This window comes from Burkholderia sp. APQ4-4ca, assembly GCF_057837105.1.
Genome location: NZ_JBYQCG010000170.1, coordinates 26,794 through 40,618, shown reverse-complemented (window position 1 = coordinate 40,618; position 13,825 = coordinate 26,794). Strand labels below are relative to the sequence as shown.

12 protein-coding genes are annotated in these 13,825 nt (G+C 69.3%); 4 read left to right on the top strand and 8 right to left on the bottom strand.

Features of this window, described 5'->3' with window-relative positions; all coding sequences use genetic code 11:
* Positions 1–105: 105 nt before the first annotated feature.
* Positions 106–969 (top strand): LysR family transcriptional regulator, encoded by an 864-nt coding sequence (locus AC3IFE_RS19435; RefSeq protein WP_089470849.1) that lies wholly within the window; start codon positions 106–108, stop codon positions 967–969.
* A 54-nt stretch (positions 970–1,023) separates the two neighbouring features.
* Here the strand turns inward: AC3IFE_RS19435 and AC3IFE_RS19430 are convergent, their stop codons facing one another.
* From AC3IFE_RS19430 to AC3IFE_RS19420, 3 genes are all read right to left on the bottom strand, one after another.
* Positions 1,024–1,497: a nuclear transport factor 2 family protein gene (locus tag AC3IFE_RS19430; protein ID WP_489191622.1), complete on the bottom strand. Its 474-nt coding sequence runs from the start codon at positions 1,495–1,497 to the stop codon at positions 1,024–1,026.
* Between the two features lie 54 nt (positions 1,498–1,551).
* The gene (locus AC3IFE_RS19425; RefSeq protein ID WP_489191620.1) at positions 1,552–2,736 is read right to left on the bottom strand and encodes an amidohydrolase family protein; all 1,185 of its coding nucleotides are present in this window, start codon (positions 2,734–2,736) and stop codon (positions 1,552–1,554) included.
* 67 nt (positions 2,737–2,803) lie between these two features.
* Positions 2,804–4,003, bottom strand: coding sequence for an amidohydrolase family protein (locus AC3IFE_RS19420; protein WP_489191618.1), 1,200 nt, complete (start codon positions 4,001–4,003; stop codon positions 2,804–2,806).
* Positions 4,004–4,445: 442 nt separating this feature from the next.
* On the opposite strand from AC3IFE_RS19420, the gene AC3IFE_RS19415 reads away from it, so the two are divergent.
* Both AC3IFE_RS19415 and AC3IFE_RS19410 read left to right on the top strand, forming a co-directional pair.
* Positions 4,446–5,096 carry an outer membrane lipoprotein gene (locus AC3IFE_RS19415; protein WP_489191617.1) on the top strand — a complete coding sequence of 217 codons (651 nt, stop codon included), beginning with the start codon at positions 4,446–4,448 and terminating at the stop codon, positions 5,094–5,096.
* Positions 5,097–5,378: 282 nt separating this feature from the next.
* On the top strand, positions 5,379–5,888 hold the full coding sequence (locus AC3IFE_RS19410) for a GNAT family N-acetyltransferase (RefSeq protein WP_089470937.1): 510 nt from the start codon (positions 5,379–5,381) through the stop codon (positions 5,886–5,888).
* A gap of 473 nt (positions 5,889–6,361) precedes the next feature.
* Here the strand turns inward: AC3IFE_RS19410 and AC3IFE_RS19405 are convergent, their stop codons facing one another.
* Positions 6,362–7,546: a M20 aminoacylase family protein gene (locus AC3IFE_RS19405; protein WP_089470938.1), complete on the bottom strand. Its 1,185-nt coding sequence runs from the start codon at positions 7,544–7,546 to the stop codon at positions 6,362–6,364.
* 41 nt (positions 7,547–7,587) lie between these two features.
* Entirely contained in the window at positions 7,588–8,820 is a 1,233-nt protein-coding gene (locus tag AC3IFE_RS19400; RefSeq protein ID WP_089470853.1) for a diaminopropionate ammonia-lyase, read from the bottom strand.
* 179 nt (positions 8,821–8,999) lie between these two features.
* On the opposite strand from AC3IFE_RS19400, the gene AC3IFE_RS19395 reads away from it, so the two are divergent.
* Positions 9,000–9,476 (top strand): Lrp/AsnC family transcriptional regulator, encoded by a 477-nt coding sequence (locus tag AC3IFE_RS19395; RefSeq protein ID WP_059581607.1) that lies wholly within the window; start codon positions 9,000–9,002, stop codon positions 9,474–9,476.
* Positions 9,477–9,539: 63 nt separating this feature from the next.
* On the opposite strand, the gene AC3IFE_RS19390 is transcribed toward AC3IFE_RS19395, so the two are convergent.
* From AC3IFE_RS19390 to mhpT, 3 genes are all read right to left on the bottom strand, one after another.
* Positions 9,540–11,264 (bottom strand): tannase/feruloyl esterase family alpha/beta hydrolase, encoded by a 1,725-nt coding sequence (locus AC3IFE_RS19390; protein ID WP_089470854.1) that lies wholly within the window; start codon positions 11,262–11,264, stop codon positions 9,540–9,542.
* Positions 11,265–11,297: 33 nt separating this feature from the next.
* Positions 11,298–12,443 carry a porin gene (locus AC3IFE_RS19385; protein WP_089470855.1) on the bottom strand — a complete coding sequence of 382 codons (1,146 nt, stop codon included), beginning with the start codon at positions 12,441–12,443 and terminating at the stop codon, positions 11,298–11,300.
* Positions 12,444–12,516: 73 nt separating this feature from the next.
* Positions 12,517–13,722 carry a 3-(3-hydroxy-phenyl)propionate transporter MhpT gene (mhpT, locus tag AC3IFE_RS19380; RefSeq protein WP_089470856.1) on the bottom strand — a complete coding sequence of 402 codons (1,206 nt, stop codon included), beginning with the start codon at positions 13,720–13,722 and terminating at the stop codon, positions 12,517–12,519.
* Positions 13,723–13,825 lie beyond the last annotated feature (103 nt).

The window sequence follows — 13,825 nt, the reverse complement described above, 5'->3', positions numbered from 1 at the left end:
CCCGCCCAGCTCCGGCGAAACCGCGATTGCCCGCGATGCCCCACCATGTTAAAAGTCGTCGCACGCATTTGAAAATGAAATACCCGAATCCCTAGAAGTGCATAAATGAATAGACCCCTGTTCGACATCGACCTGCTGCGCGCGCTGGTGATGGTCGCCGACTGCGGCAGTTTCACGACGGCGTCCGCGCGCCTGCATTCGACGCAGTCGACGGTCAGCCAGAAGGTGCGTCGCCTCGAGGAAATCGCCGGCCACCGCCTGCTCGATCGCGGCACGCGCGACGTGCGGCCGACCGATGCGGGCGTGACGGTGCTCGGCTATGCGCGGCGCATGCTCGCGCTGAACGACGAGATGCTGGAGGCGCTGTCGGGCGCGACGGTCGCGCTGACGATCCGGCTCGGCGTGCCCGACGATTTCGCGGCGGGCCGCACGACGCACGCGCTCGCGGCGTTCAAGCGCGAGCATCCGCAGGTGAAGCTCGAAGTGACGTGCGGGCTGAGCCGCGACGTCAGCGCCGCGTACGATCGCGGCGAACTCGATCTCGTGCTGATCAAGCAGCGGCGCGACAGCCGCGAGGCGGTCGTGCGCTGGCCGGAGAAGCTGCGCTGGATCGACAGCGCGAAGCATCCGTCGATCGATCTCGACCCGGTGCCGATCGTCGCGTTCCCGCCGCGCGGGCTCTACCGCGACGACATGATCAAGGCGATCGAGGAGCGCGGCCGCCGCTGGCGGATCAGCTTCACGACGTCGAGCCTGAGCGGCATCCAGGCGGCCGTCGCGGACGGGCTCGGCATCAGCGTGCTGCCCGCGCGTGCGGTGACGGACGAGCATGTGGTGCTGGCCGCGAAGCAGGGCTTCGCGCCGATCGAGCACATGGACATCGCGATCCTGCACCGGCCGACCGCCGACCCGATGGTCAGCGCGCTGACGAAGACGCTCGCGGCGATGCTGGAACTCGAAGGGCGGTAGGCGAAGCGGATTTCAAACGGGAGCGGCACACAGGCGCGCCGCGCGCCACACGCGTCAGAACATCGTGTTGCCGTTCGCCGCCTGCTCGGGCACAGGCTGGTTGACGTCCCAGTGTTCGACGATCTTGCCGTGCTCGAGCCGGAAGATGTCCATGATCGCGCTGCCGCGCGTGCCCGGTTCGCGCACCGCGTGCACGTGCAGGATCACGTAGTCGCCGTCGACGAACGAGCGCTTGATCTCGCTGTGCGACTGCGGATATTTATCGCGCAGAAACGCGACGAACTTGCGGAAGCCGTCGCGTCCGTCGGCCGCGTTCGGGTTGTGCTGCACGTAGCGATCGCCGACATACGCGAGCGCGGCGTCCGCATCCTTCTCGTTCAAACCTTTCTCGTAGAACGCGAGCACCGTGCGCCGGTTGGCTTCCTGCCGCGCGTCGGCCGGCCCGGCCGCCACCGCATGCGCGGCGCTCACGGCGAACAGGGCCGCCGCCATCCATCGTGCGGCCCGTGCCGCGGTCGTGCGTCGCATCGTCGTCTCCCGACATCCGGCTGAAAACCGGATCATACCGGGGCGACGCGACGCTCAGACCAGCGCGCCGTCGCGCGCGACGATCTTCCCGGACGAGACGACGACGCGCCGCACCGGTCGCGCGACGACGGCCTCGGCGAACGTCAGCGCATCGACCAGGACGACGTCCGCGCGGCTACCCGGCCGCAGCCCGTAATCCGCGAAACCGCAGCCGCGCGCCGCGCCGTGCGTCACGCAGTCGAGCGCGACTTCGAGCGCATCGTCGCGGCGGAAATCGTTGCGCATGCCGATCAACATCGCGCGTTCGAGCATGTCGGGCGAACCGTACGGCGTCCAGGTGTCGCGCACGCCGTCGTTGCCGCCGATCACGGTCACGCCCGCCGCGCGGCACGCGGCCACCGGCGGCACCGGCACCGCGGCCGGCGCGGTCGTGACGATCGCGACGCCGAGCTCGGCCATCCGCGCGAGCCGCGCATCGCGCTCGCGTTCGGCGAGATCGCCGAGACAAAAACCATGGCTGATCGTGACCTTCCCGTGCATGCCGTGCGCCGCGGTGCGCTGCAGGATCAGGTCGAGCGAATACGCGCCCATCGACCCGCGCTCGTGCAGATGGACGTCGAGCCCGCGGCCGTGGCGTTCGGCGATCGCGAACAGCACGTCCACCGCCTCGACCGGATCGCCTTCGATCGCGCATGGGTCGAGCCCGCCGAGCAGGTCGGCGCCGGCGTCGAGCGCGTCGGACAACAGCGCATCGGTGCCCGGTCGCTTGAGCACGCCCGATTGCGGAAACGCGACGATCTGGATCTCGACCTGTCCGCGCAGCGTTTCTCGCGTCGCGAGCACGCCGTGCAGATGACGCAGCCCGGCGTCGGTATCGACGTCGACGTGCGTGCGGATGCGCGTCGTGCCGGCCGCGAGAAACGCGCGCGCCAGCGCGAGCGACGCGGCGCCCGCGTCATGGCCGCTCGTCGCGCGATAGTGGCGTTCGTTCTCGATACGGTCGACGAGACGCGGCCCGACCGCGTTGCGATACCACGGCATCCCCCAGTGAGTCTTGTCGAGGTGCGTATGGCCTTCGACGAGGCCGGGCAGCGCCAACGCGCCCGCGCCGTCCTCGATCGCGCAGCCGGCCGGGGCCTCGAGCGACGGGCCGACGCGTGCGATGCGATCGCCTTCGATCAGGATATCGAGCGCGGCGTCGGCGTTCGTGCGGACATTGCGGATCAGCAGGTTCGTCATGTCGGTTCCGGTCGGGTCGATCGATGCAAGGCGGCCACGGCACATGCCGTGCCGCCGGTCGGGCGAATCAGCACGTGAAGCGCAGCGACGGCGCGAACGGTGCGCCCGTATCGCTTTCGCCGCGGCGGAATACCCAGCGTTCGGCCGGCACGCCCGCGACGGCCGCCGCCGCATTCGGCGCACGCACCGCGACGAAGCTCGCGTCGCAGCCCACCGCGATTCCGTAGTTCTCCTTGCCGATCGCGCGCGCACCGGCGTGCGTCGCCATGTCGAGTGCGACGCCGAGCGCTTCGTCGGTATAGAAGCCCGATCGGTAGCCGACCATCATCGCGCGCTGCAACATGTCGCCGTTGCCGTACGGCCACCACGCGTCGCGGATGTTGTCGTTGCCCGCGAACACGTGCACGCCCGCGTCGCGCAGCCGTTGCACCGGCGGGAACGCGCAATCGCCCGGCGCATTCGTCAGGATCGATACGCCGGCGTCGGCCAGCGCCGCGGCGGTGCGCTGCACGTCGTCGTCGCTCACCTGGCCGAGCGCGTACGCATGACTCACGTTCACGCGCCCGCCGAGCCCGGCCGCGCGCGTGCGCGCCGCGATCCGCAGCAATTGCGCGATGCCCGTTTCGCCCGGCTCGTGCAGGTGGATGTCGATTTTCGCGCCGCGCTTCTCGGCGATGCCGAACACGATGTCGAGCTGGCCGTCGGCGTCGCCGTCGAGCGTCGTCGGATCGATTCCGCCGACCACGTCCGCGCCTTCGCGCACCGCGGCGTCGAGGATCTCGGCGGTGCCCGGGCACGTGATCACGCCGGCCTGCGGAAACGCGACCAGTTCGATGTCGACGATCCCGCGCCATTGCTCGCGCGCGGCCATCACGGCGTGCAGGTTCGACAGGCCCGTCGTCGCATCGACGTCGACGTGGCTGCGCATCGCGATCGTGCCGAACGCGGCGGCCTGCGCGATCAGCGCGTTCGCGCGCTCGACGGCCGGCGGCGCGTCCGCGAGCTGGCGCTTCTCGACCGCGAGCCGCTCGCGCAGCGAGCCGACCGGTTCGTGCGGCACCCAGCGATCGCCGACGAAGCTCTTGTCGAGATGGATGTGTCCGTCGACGAAACCGGGCAGCACGACGCGGCCGTCGAGGTCGATCATCTGCGCGCCGGACGCGGCGGTGCACGCGGCGCCGATCGCGGCGAAGCGGCCGTCGCGGACGACGAGATTGACGGGCTGGCCGCCGGCATCGCGGGCGTTGATGAAGAGTCGTTCGGTCATGGCTTCGAATGTGGGGCGGTCGCGGCGCGACACCGGTGCGGACAGGGGAGGGAACCGCGGCCGGCGCGGCGCGACCGTTGGCAGGGAATCCGGCCACGATATCGGACGCCGCTGCGCGAGGCCAATTAAATGTCGCGATGCCGCGCATTCGATTTCGCGATGTGCGGCGCGCAGACGGGTTGCGCCGGCCGTGGAAACGGCTGGAATGTCGGCGGCCGCGCGCGGGCCGCAGCGCGGGCACGCGTGCGCCGGGAAACCGCGTCGCGCCGTTGCCGGTCGCGGCTTCGGCGCCCCGCCCCACCGGCGATTTACGCGGCAACAGACTTTACACGTTGTTACCCGGCCACACCGGACGCACATCCGGCCATTCCTTATACTCACGCCGAGTTCGCCACCCTGACGGGAATCCAGCGGCGGACACATTGCCGATGCAGGAATCATCATGATGCGCATGCCTTCCACGAAGACCGTTCTGTTCGCCTCGCTCGTCGCCGTGGCGGCGCTTCCGCTCACCGCGTGCGTCGCGCCGGGCTACTACGGCGCGCAGCCGAGCTATCCGCAGCAGCAGCAATACGCGACGCCCGCTTATCCGCAGCCCGCGTATTCGCAGCCGGGCTACGTGCAGCAGCAACCGGCTTATCCGAACCAGGCGCCGCAACCGTACGATCAATACGGCAATCCGTCGCAATACGGCTCGCAGCCGTATGACCAGTACGGCAACCCGCAACAGCAATACGCGACCCCGTACGGCACGCAGTACGGCACCGTGTCGAACATCCAGCCGGTCAACGGCTCGGTCGCCCCGTCGGGCATCGCCGGCACCGTCGTCGGTGCGCTGGTCGGCGGCCTGGTGGGCAACCAGTTCGGCCGCGGTCACGGCCGCGATGCGGCGACCGTGATCGGCGCGCTCGGCGGTGCGGTGGCCGGCAACCAGATCGGCCAGCAGATGGGCGCCGCGCAAGGCCCGAGCAGCTATCGGATCGACGTGCAGGTCAGCGACGGCTCGATGCGCTCGTTCGACGTGCAGTCGCCGGGCAACCTGCGCCCGGGCGACCGCGTTCAGATCAACGGCAATCAGTTGTCGCGCTATTGATTCCCGTTGCGTGCGCGTGAGTTGGTCGCGCGCACGTCGCCGGTTCGACGTCGCGCGTCAGCCCGGCGCAACCGCGCATGCGCTTGACGCGCTCCCGCCTTGATGGCGGTACGACGCACCGCCATCACCGCGTTCCCCGTTCACGATCGTGCGCGCAGCCCGTACGGCGCACCGCACGTCGCCACCCGGCAACCGGATTCCTATTAGGATAAGGACGATGCATCCCGCGACCGCGGCAGCGGCGCGCCGGCATGCACGCGCCCCTCAACCGGAATGCCCCCGATGACGATCACGATCCGCCAGCTTGACGCCGCCGACGCGGCGCAGTTCCAGACCGTCCGCCTGCGTGCGGTCGACACCGCACCCACGTCCTTCCTGCCGACGCTCGACGAAGAGTCGCAGGTGCCGGTCGACGAATTCGCGAAGCGCCTCACGCCGACGCAGGCACAAGCCGTGTTCGGCGCGTTCGACGGCGACACGCTCGTCGGCATCACCGGCGTACGCCGCGATGCGCGCATGAAGATCGCGCACAAGGCGACGATCTGGGGCGTGTACGTCGACGCCGCGTATCGCGGGCAACGCATCGCGCAGGCGCTCCTCGACAGCGCGACCGCGCATGCGGCCAACGCGTGGGGATGCAGCCAGCTGATGCTGTGCGTGAACGAGGTCAACAGCACCGCGGAGCAGCTTTACGCCTCCCAAGGGTTCGTGCGGTTCGGCACGGAGCCGCGTTCCCTGTTCGTCGATGGCCGCTTCTACGACGAGCACTACATGATCAAGACGCTGGCTTGACGCATTCGCGTTCGCGTCCGGGCACCAACCGGGTCGCACGCGAACCTCGTGGCGTGTTGCTTCATCTCATCGCTTGTCGGTGATCGTCGTGTTGACAACCCTGCAGGGTGAGAGGGTATCGATGCGCTGATCGGCGGATCACGATTTATACGTCGTCGTACTACATTGCGGAGTCGGGACGCGACAGGCGCGAGATACGCATTTGTCGTTTAGGTCGTTTTCACCGAACATCGTGCTGGATGTGTGCGCACACTCACATTGAAGAATGGACGGGCCAGAAGTAAGTTGTCGTATGTTTATGCGCAAAAACTTTTGCTGAATCGCGGCGTGCTGATCGCGCCGTTCCACAACATGATCCTCGTGCGCCCGCAAACGACGGCCGACGACGAATGATCTCGACGCGCCGGCACCCGGTGCGCTCGAGCATCGATGCGTCGTCGATGACGCAGGTGCACCGCCCCGCGCCCATCCCGCTATACCGCCTTCAACGCGCGCCGCGCCACTTCCGCGAAATATCGCGCGCCGATCGGCAAAATCTCGTCGTTGAAATCGTACGTCGCGTTGTGCAGCGGCACGCCGCCCTGCCCGGCCGCTTCACCGTTGCCGATGAACACGAAATTACCCGGCACCGCCTGCAGGAACGCGCCGAAATCCTCCGAGATCATCATCGGCTGCACGTCGGCGTTCACCGCGTCGGCGCCCGCGACGTCCGCGGCGGCCTGCACGGCCGCGTCGACCCATTCCGGCGAATTCACCGTCGGCGCGAACTCGTGCGTGTACTCGAACGTGCAGGTCGCGCCGTGCGTGCGGCAGATCCCTTCGCCGATCTCGCGCATCCGCGCCTCCAGCAGCGCCTGCACGTCGCGCGAATAGCTGCGCGTGTCGCCCTTGATCGTCACGGTCGACGGCAGCACGTTGCGCAGCCCGTCGGTGATGAATTCCGTGCACGAGATCACCGCCTGCTGGCCGGGGTCGAGATTGCGCGACACGATCGTCTGCAGCGCAAGCACGATCTGCGAACCGATCACGATCGGATCGATGCCCATGTGCGGCCGCGCCGCATGCGTGCCGCGCCCGTCGATCCGGATCACGAAATTGTCTTCGCTCGCCATGATGCCGCCCGCACGCGTCGCGAACGTGCCCGCGCGCATGCCCGGCATGTTGTGCGCGCCGAAGATCGCGTCGACCGGGAAGCGCTCGAACAGCCCGTCGGCCATCATCGCCTTCGCGCCGCGGCCGTGCTCTTCCGCCGGCTGGAAAATGAAACGCACGGTGCCGTCGAAATCCTTGCGCTCGGCCAGCAGTTGCGCGGCGCCGAGCACCATCGACATGTGGCCGTCGTGCCCGCACGCGTGCATCTTGCCGGGCGTGCGTGACACGTGCGCGCGGTCGGGCGCATGCTCGACGATGTTCAGCGCGTCCATATCCGCGCGAATGCCGATCGCGCGCTGGCCGGTGCCGGCCGTCAGGTTCGCGACGAGCCCGGTGCCGCCGATGCCGCGATGCACGTCGAGCCCGAGCGTCGTCAGGATCCGCGCGACGTAATCCGACGTGCTCACTTCTTCGAAACCCGTTTCCGGGTGCTGGTGCAGATACCGGCGCCAGGTCTTCAGTCGGCCCTGCAGCGTGCTTTCTGCCATTGCGTCGATTGTGTCCATTGCGTTCGCCTCGTCGGTGGTCATGTCGGTCGTCATGTCGTTCAGGCCGCCACCGCCGCGCGGCTCAGCCAGTCGCGCTGGCGCGCGAGCACCGCGTCGGCCGTCTCGCCGACGCAGTTCCGGTACACCGACGGCGCGGTCGCCCCTTCGGTGTTGATCGCCAGCACGCGCGCGTTGGCGTCGAGCCCGACCTGCCGCGCGCGCGCCGGGTCGCGCATCAGCACGGCCAGCCCCGCCACGGCGGCCGCGCCCGATTCGCCGGCGACGAGCGGCACGTCGCGTTCGCTGCCGGCCGCGAGGCCGCGCATCGCCTGCACCGCGTCGTCGTCGTCGATCAGCATGAAGTGGTCGATGCACATCTCGAGGAAATCCCACGCGAGCGGCGACGCCTCACCGCACGCGAGCCCGGCCATCACCGAATCGACGCTGCCGCTCGCCTTCGTCGCGCGCCCGGCCAGCGCGCTCTGGTACAGGCAATCGGCCTGGCGCGGCTCGACGACGACGAAGCGCGGCCGCTGCACGCCGTCGCGCTCCCACAGGTAACTCGCGACGCCCGCGGCGAGGCCGCCCACGCCGCCCTGCAGGAATACGTGCGTGAACGGCCGCCCGTCGCCCTCTTTCGCCTGCGCGGCCGCTTCGGCGGCGATCACGCCGTAGCCCTGCATCACGTCGCGCGGACTCGCTTCGTAGCCGTCGTACGACGTATCCGACACGACGTACCAGCCGTTCGCCTGCGCGAGCTGCGCCGCGCAGACCACCGATTCGTCGTAGTTCCCCGCGATGCGCACGATCCGCGCGCCATACGCGGAGATCGCGCATTCGCGCTCGGCGTCGACGTTCGCGTGCAGCACGATCACGCACCCGCAGCCGATCGCGCGCGCGGCGGCGGCCAGCGCGCGGCCGTGATTGCCGTCGGTCGCGCTGATCACCGTCAGGTCGGCCAGCGCCGACGCGTAGCGGCCGGTGAGAAGCCCTTGCGGATCGAGTGCCTGCGCGCGGCGCAGCCGCTTCACGAGCCGCACCAGCGCGATCGGCGCGCCGAGCGCCTTGAAGCTGCCGAGCGGCGAGCGGCACGACTCGTCCTTCACGCTGACGCTCGCGACGCCGAGCCGCGCGGCGAGATCGGGCAGCGCGCGCAGCGGCGTGCGCGCGTGGCCGACGAGCGGCCAGTGCGCGAGCCACGCGCCGCTTTCGTCGGCCGACGCGATGTTCATCACGCGGCGCAGCGCGTCCGGATAGGCAGTGCGCGACGCGCGCGGGTTGTCGATCAGCATGACGTAAGGCTCCGGAGCGGGACCGCCGGGGGGTCCGTCGGGTGAGTCGGGTCGGGCAGGCGCGGGTTGCGCGCGCCGTCGGTTGGAAAAATAATATTGCGCAGGCGGGCGAACGAAATCGCCAAATCGACCGCTCCGACGCAAAAATTTCTCATTCTTTCGAGGTTGCACGCGCCATCATGACGACTCCTCTCGATGCGTTCGATCGCAAGCTGTTGATGGAAGTCCAGCGCGACGCGCAGACGCCGCAGGCCGAGCTCGGCGCGCGCGTCAACCTGTCGACCGCCGCCGTGAACCGGCGGCTGCGGCGTCTCGCGGAAGCGGGCGTGATCGAGCGCTATACGGCCGTCGTCGCGCCGGACAAGGTCGATCATCCGCTGACGATCGTCGTGAACGTCGAGGTCGAGAGCGAGCAGATCGACCAGCTCGATGCGATGAAACGCGCGTTCGAGCGCTGCCCGCAGATCCAGCAGTGCTACTACGTGACGGGGGAATGGGATTTCGTGCTGATCCTCGCGGTGCGCAACATGGATCAGTACAACGCGCTCACGCGCGAGTTGTTCTTCGCGAACAACAACGTGAAGCGGTTCAAGACGCTGGTGAGCATGAGCCGCGTGAAGGTCGGGCTCGACGTGCCGGTCGATGCCGGCGAGTGAATGCAACGATGAAACGGCCGGCGCGCGGCAGCGTGCGCCGGCCGTCTCCCGTCGACGGCTACGTCAACGACAACTGAAGCTCGCCGCCGAGTTCAAATCGCCCGAACCGTTGTAGCGCGCGACTTGCGGATACGGGCACAGCGGCCGCGTGCGTCCCGCGCCCCACGACGCGGGCACGTCCGCGTTCGGCACCGCGTTCGTCGCGTCGCGCGCGGTCGCCACGACCGCCGCGGGCGCCTGCCCCTGTTCGACCCACGCTACGAGCGGCGTCAGCATGTCGAACTGATCGGCGGCCGGCCCGCCCGAGCAGTGGTTCATCCCCGGCACCGGATAGAAGCGTGCGAAGCTCGACGCATCGCCACCGTTCGCCTGCGCGACCTGCGCATACCAGTCGCGCGTGTCGTTGAACGAGAACACCGGGTCGCCCGTGCCGTGATAGACGAGCAGCTTCGCGCCGCGCGACTTCAGCGCGGCGAGGTTCGTCTCGTCGGGCGGCGTCATGAACGACCATGACGATTGCGTGTAAGTGCCGTTCGTCGCGAAGATCGCCGGCGCGTCGTTGTCCATGTCGAAACCGAGCGCGAAGCCGGCGAGGTTCGCGAGCGTCGCGGCGGTTTTCGGCGGCGTCATGAACGTGAACGCCATCGCGGCCGGGTCGAGCATGATCGAGTTCGACTGCTTCCACGCGGCCCAGCCCGGGCCCGACATGCCCGGATCGTACGGAAAGCTCGCGTACAACGCCGTGCCCGCGCTGTTGCGCGCACCGGTGAACACGTTCTCCAGCGCGGTTTTCTGCGCGGGCGTCAGGCAGGCGCCCGTGCGCGTGCCGTTCGCGCAGGTCGGGATATCCGCATCGACGCTGAAGTGCGCCTGGCACGCGGCGACGTCCTGCACCATCCCGTCGGCCGCGCCGTCGAGCGCATCGCATTTTTCGACGATCTTCGCGCCGACGAACTGGCGTTCCGCATCGTTGAAACCGCTACGGATGTCCGGCAGCCCGTTCGTTCCCGTGGCCGACGCGATCTTCGCGAACTGCTGCGCGCCGTACATCTCGCCGATCGCCGCCTTCGGCAGATGGAAGCCCGGATCGCCCGCGATGATGCCGTCGTAGTCGGCCGGGTTGCGCACCGCCGTCACCATCGCGTGACGGCCGCCGTTCGAGCAGCCGCCGAAATAGCTGCGATCGGGCGCCTTGCCGTACGCGAGCCGGATCACCTGCTTCGCCATCGGCGTCAGCGCGTCGACGGCGCCGTAGCCGTAGTCGATCCGCGCCTGAGGATCGAGGCCGAACAACGGATTCTGCGCGGCGCTGTGCCCGGAATCCGAGCTGATCACCGCGAAACCCTGGTTCAGCGCGTTGGTCAACGGCCCGCCGCCGCCGATCTCGCCGGTCGCGGTCACGACGTTGCCGTCGAGCCCGCCGTTCGCCTGGTAGAAGAAGCGGCCGTTCCACGCTTTCGGCAATCGCATCTCGAAGCCGATCGCATAGGTCTTGCCGTCCACCGCGCTCACGCGCTCGTTCATCTTCCCTTCGATCACGCAGTGCTCGGCGACCGGCTTGCCGGCCACCGTCAGCGCGCCGGCCGCCGCGGTCGTCACCGACGTGAACGACGTGTTCGCATACGCGAGCTTCGCGGCGAGCGCGTCGCAGGTCTGCGCCATCGCGGCAGGCGTCGCGGCGCTCATGTGCGTGGGCGGGGCGCTGATCGAATCGTCGCCGCCGCAACCGGCGAGCAGGGCGGCGGCGGACAGCGGCGCGATACAGAGGAACGCAGATTTCCTGTTCAAGATAACTCCCGTTCGGTTCGTCACGCCGGTCAATCAGAACATGTGCCGCACGCCGACCATCGCGCCGAGCTGCCCCATCCCTGCGCCCGGCGTCGTGCCCGGCCCGCCGCCGCTGACCGCGTAGCGTGCATGCGCGCTGTTCCACAGATACGACGATTGCGCATAGACGGCCGTGCGCTTGGTCAGCAGATAGGTCGCGCGCAGCGTGGCCATCGTCGCGCGCGTGTCGTGCGCGCTGTTGACGATCCGGTAGCCTTCGCCGTCGACGATGAAATCGGGCTTCACCGCATACGACGCGCCGAGGAAGAACAGGTCCGAATGCGCGCCGGGCGCGGCCGGCGAACCGGTCGACACGCGCCGCCCGATCCAGCCCGCGCCGATCTTCGCGCCGGCCGCCTGCGCATACGCGCTCACGTGCGCGCGCGCGTCCTTGCCGCCGCTGCTCGTGAACGGGACGGGCGCCACGCCATCGAAGAAGTTCGCGGCCGCGCCGGTGCCGCCGCGCTGTTCCTCGTACGACGCCGCCGCACCGAAATACGCGCTGTCGTACTTGAGCATCAGCGACCAGTTGCGGCACTGCACCGCGTCGCCCGGCACCTGCCCCGCGCACGTGCCCTGCCCCGGCGAGTTGCCGGTGCCCGCGCCGTCGCGGCCGAACGAATAGGCGGCGCCGAACGTCACGCCGCGATACGTGCCGACGTAGGTCACCGCGTTGTCGGCGCGGCCGTTCGGCACGTATGCGTCGAACGAGCCGAGCCCGTAGATGTCGGGGCCGATGATGTCCGCGCCCTGCAGCGCGAGGTAGGTCATCGTGTACTGACGGCCGAACGCGAGCGTGCCGAAGCCGCTCTTCAGCCCGACGAACGCCTGGCGCCCGAACAGCCGGCCGCCCTGCCCGAGATCGCCGCCGCGCACGTTGAAGCCGCTTTCGAGCGTGAACACCGCCTGGTAGCCGCCGCCGAGATCCTCGGCGCCGCGCAGGCCCCAGCGCGACGGCAGCTCGCCCGTCACGCCCGGCATCCGCACGACGTGGTCGCCTGCCGCGTTCGCGTGAGACACGAACTCGACGCCCGTATCGATGATCCCGTAAAGCGTCACGCTCGACTGCGCGTGCGCGCCCGGCGCGGCGAGCGCGCAGCACGCGCCGGCGGCCAGCAGGCCGTTCCTTGTCTTCTTCATCGTTGCGTCTCCAGACCTTGAGTAAGCGCGCTCTGACGGCGCGCATTGAAAAAATCGAACCGTCAGCCGCCAGTCAGTCGCCGGCTTGCGGGCGGCGAATCAGCACGAATGCGGCGAAGGCCGCGACGAGCGTGACGGGGATGCTCGCGCCGATCACGACCGGCGCGCTGCGGCCCGCGGCCAGCAGCGTCGCCGCCGCGAGCGGCCCGACGACGGAACCGAGCCGGCCGACCGCCACCGCCGCGCCGACGCCGGTGCCGCGCATCGCCGTCGGGTAGTAGATCGCCGCGAGCGCATACAGCACCGACTGCCCGCCGACGACGAACATCCCCGCCGCGAACGCGGCCGCCGCGAGCGACGCGAAACCGGGCGCGGCCGCGAGCGCGGCGAGCGACAGCACGATCCCGACATACATGCCGCCGACCACGCGCGACGCGCGCATCCGGTCGAGCGCCGCGCCGATGCCGAGCGCGCCGAGCCCCGCGCCGACGTTGAACGCGATCTGCACGAGGCCGACGTGTGCGCGATCGAGCCCGCGCGAGGCCATCAGCGACGGCAGCCAGTTCAGCAGGAAGTAGAGGACGATCAGCGTGCAGAAGTAGCTGACCCACAGCGCGACCGTCGACGTCGTGCGGCCGTCGCCGAACAGCGTCTTCCCGACGCTTGTGCGCGCGGCCTGCGTGCCTGCGACGTCGAGATACGCGCGCGATTCCGGCAGGAACCACACGAGCAACGGCACGAGCAGCAGCGGGCCCACGCCGCCGACGTAGAAGATGTGCCGCCATTCGGTGTCGCCCGCGAGCAGCACGCCGATCACCGACGCGATCACGCCGCCGAACGGGATCCCGCAGTACATCGTCGCGACCGCGCTGCTGCGCGAGCGCGGCTCGACCGCTTCGGACGACAGCGCGATCAGGTTCGGCATCGCGCCGCCGAGGCCGATGCCGGTCAGCACGCGCACGACGACGAGCATCGCGAACGTCGATACCTGCGCGGTCGCGATCGACAGCAGCCCGAACAGCACGACCGATGCGATCAGCACGCGCTTGCGGCCGATTCGGTCGGCGAGCCGCCCGCCGAGCATCGCGCCCGGCAGCAGCCCGAAGGTGCCCGCGCTGAACGCGATGCCCATCTGCGAGACGGACAGCCCGAATTCGCGCGCCATGCGCGGCGCGGCGACACCGACCGACTGCAAGTCGAGCCCTTCGAGGAGTGCGATCGCGAAACACAGCGCAAGCGTGGTCGCGACCGTGGATTTTTCGGCAACGTAAGTGTTCATGTCTCCATTCCCATGTCTTTGTAGTCGGTCGGCCCTGCAACGGCCGCCGCGCGCCGCCGCCGGCCACTGGCGGTTCGGCGCGCGAGGTGTCGTATGAATGGCC

Excerpts from the sequence above, each read along its gene's own strand:
- AC3IFE_RS19410 (WP_089470937.1), top strand. The coding sequence starts at position 5,379 with ATGACGATCACGATCCGCCAGCTTGACGCCGCCGACGCGGCGCAGTTC.
- AC3IFE_RS19430 (WP_489191622.1), bottom strand. The coding sequence starts at position 1,497 with ATGCGACGCACGACCGCGGCACGGGCCGCACGATGGATGGCGGCGGCC.
- mhpT (WP_089470856.1), bottom strand. The coding sequence starts at position 13,722 with ATGAACACTTACGTTGCCGAAAAATCCACGGTCGCGACCACGCTTGCG.
- AC3IFE_RS19385 (WP_089470855.1), bottom strand. The coding sequence starts at position 12,443 with ATGAAGAAGACAAGGAACGGCCTGCTGGCCGCCGGCGCGTGCTGCGCG.
- AC3IFE_RS19420 (WP_489191618.1), bottom strand. The coding sequence starts at position 4,003 with ATGACCGAACGACTCTTCATCAACGCCCGCGATGCCGGCGGCCAGCCC.
- AC3IFE_RS19400 (WP_089470853.1), bottom strand. The coding sequence starts at position 8,820 with ATGCTGATCGACAACCCGCGCGCGTCGCGCACTGCCTATCCGGACGCG.
- AC3IFE_RS19405 (WP_089470938.1), bottom strand. The coding sequence starts at position 7,546 with ATGGACACAATCGACGCAATGGCAGAAAGCACGCTGCAGGGCCGACTG.
- AC3IFE_RS19395 (WP_059581607.1), top strand. The coding sequence starts at position 9,000 with ATGACGACTCCTCTCGATGCGTTCGATCGCAAGCTGTTGATGGAAGTC.
- AC3IFE_RS19415 (WP_489191617.1), top strand. The coding sequence starts at position 4,446 with ATGATGCGCATGCCTTCCACGAAGACCGTTCTGTTCGCCTCGCTCGTC.
- AC3IFE_RS19435 (WP_089470849.1), top strand. The coding sequence starts at position 106 with ATGAATAGACCCCTGTTCGACATCGACCTGCTGCGCGCGCTGGTGATG.
- AC3IFE_RS19425 (WP_489191620.1), bottom strand. The coding sequence starts at position 2,736 with ATGACGAACCTGCTGATCCGCAATGTCCGCACGAACGCCGACGCCGCG.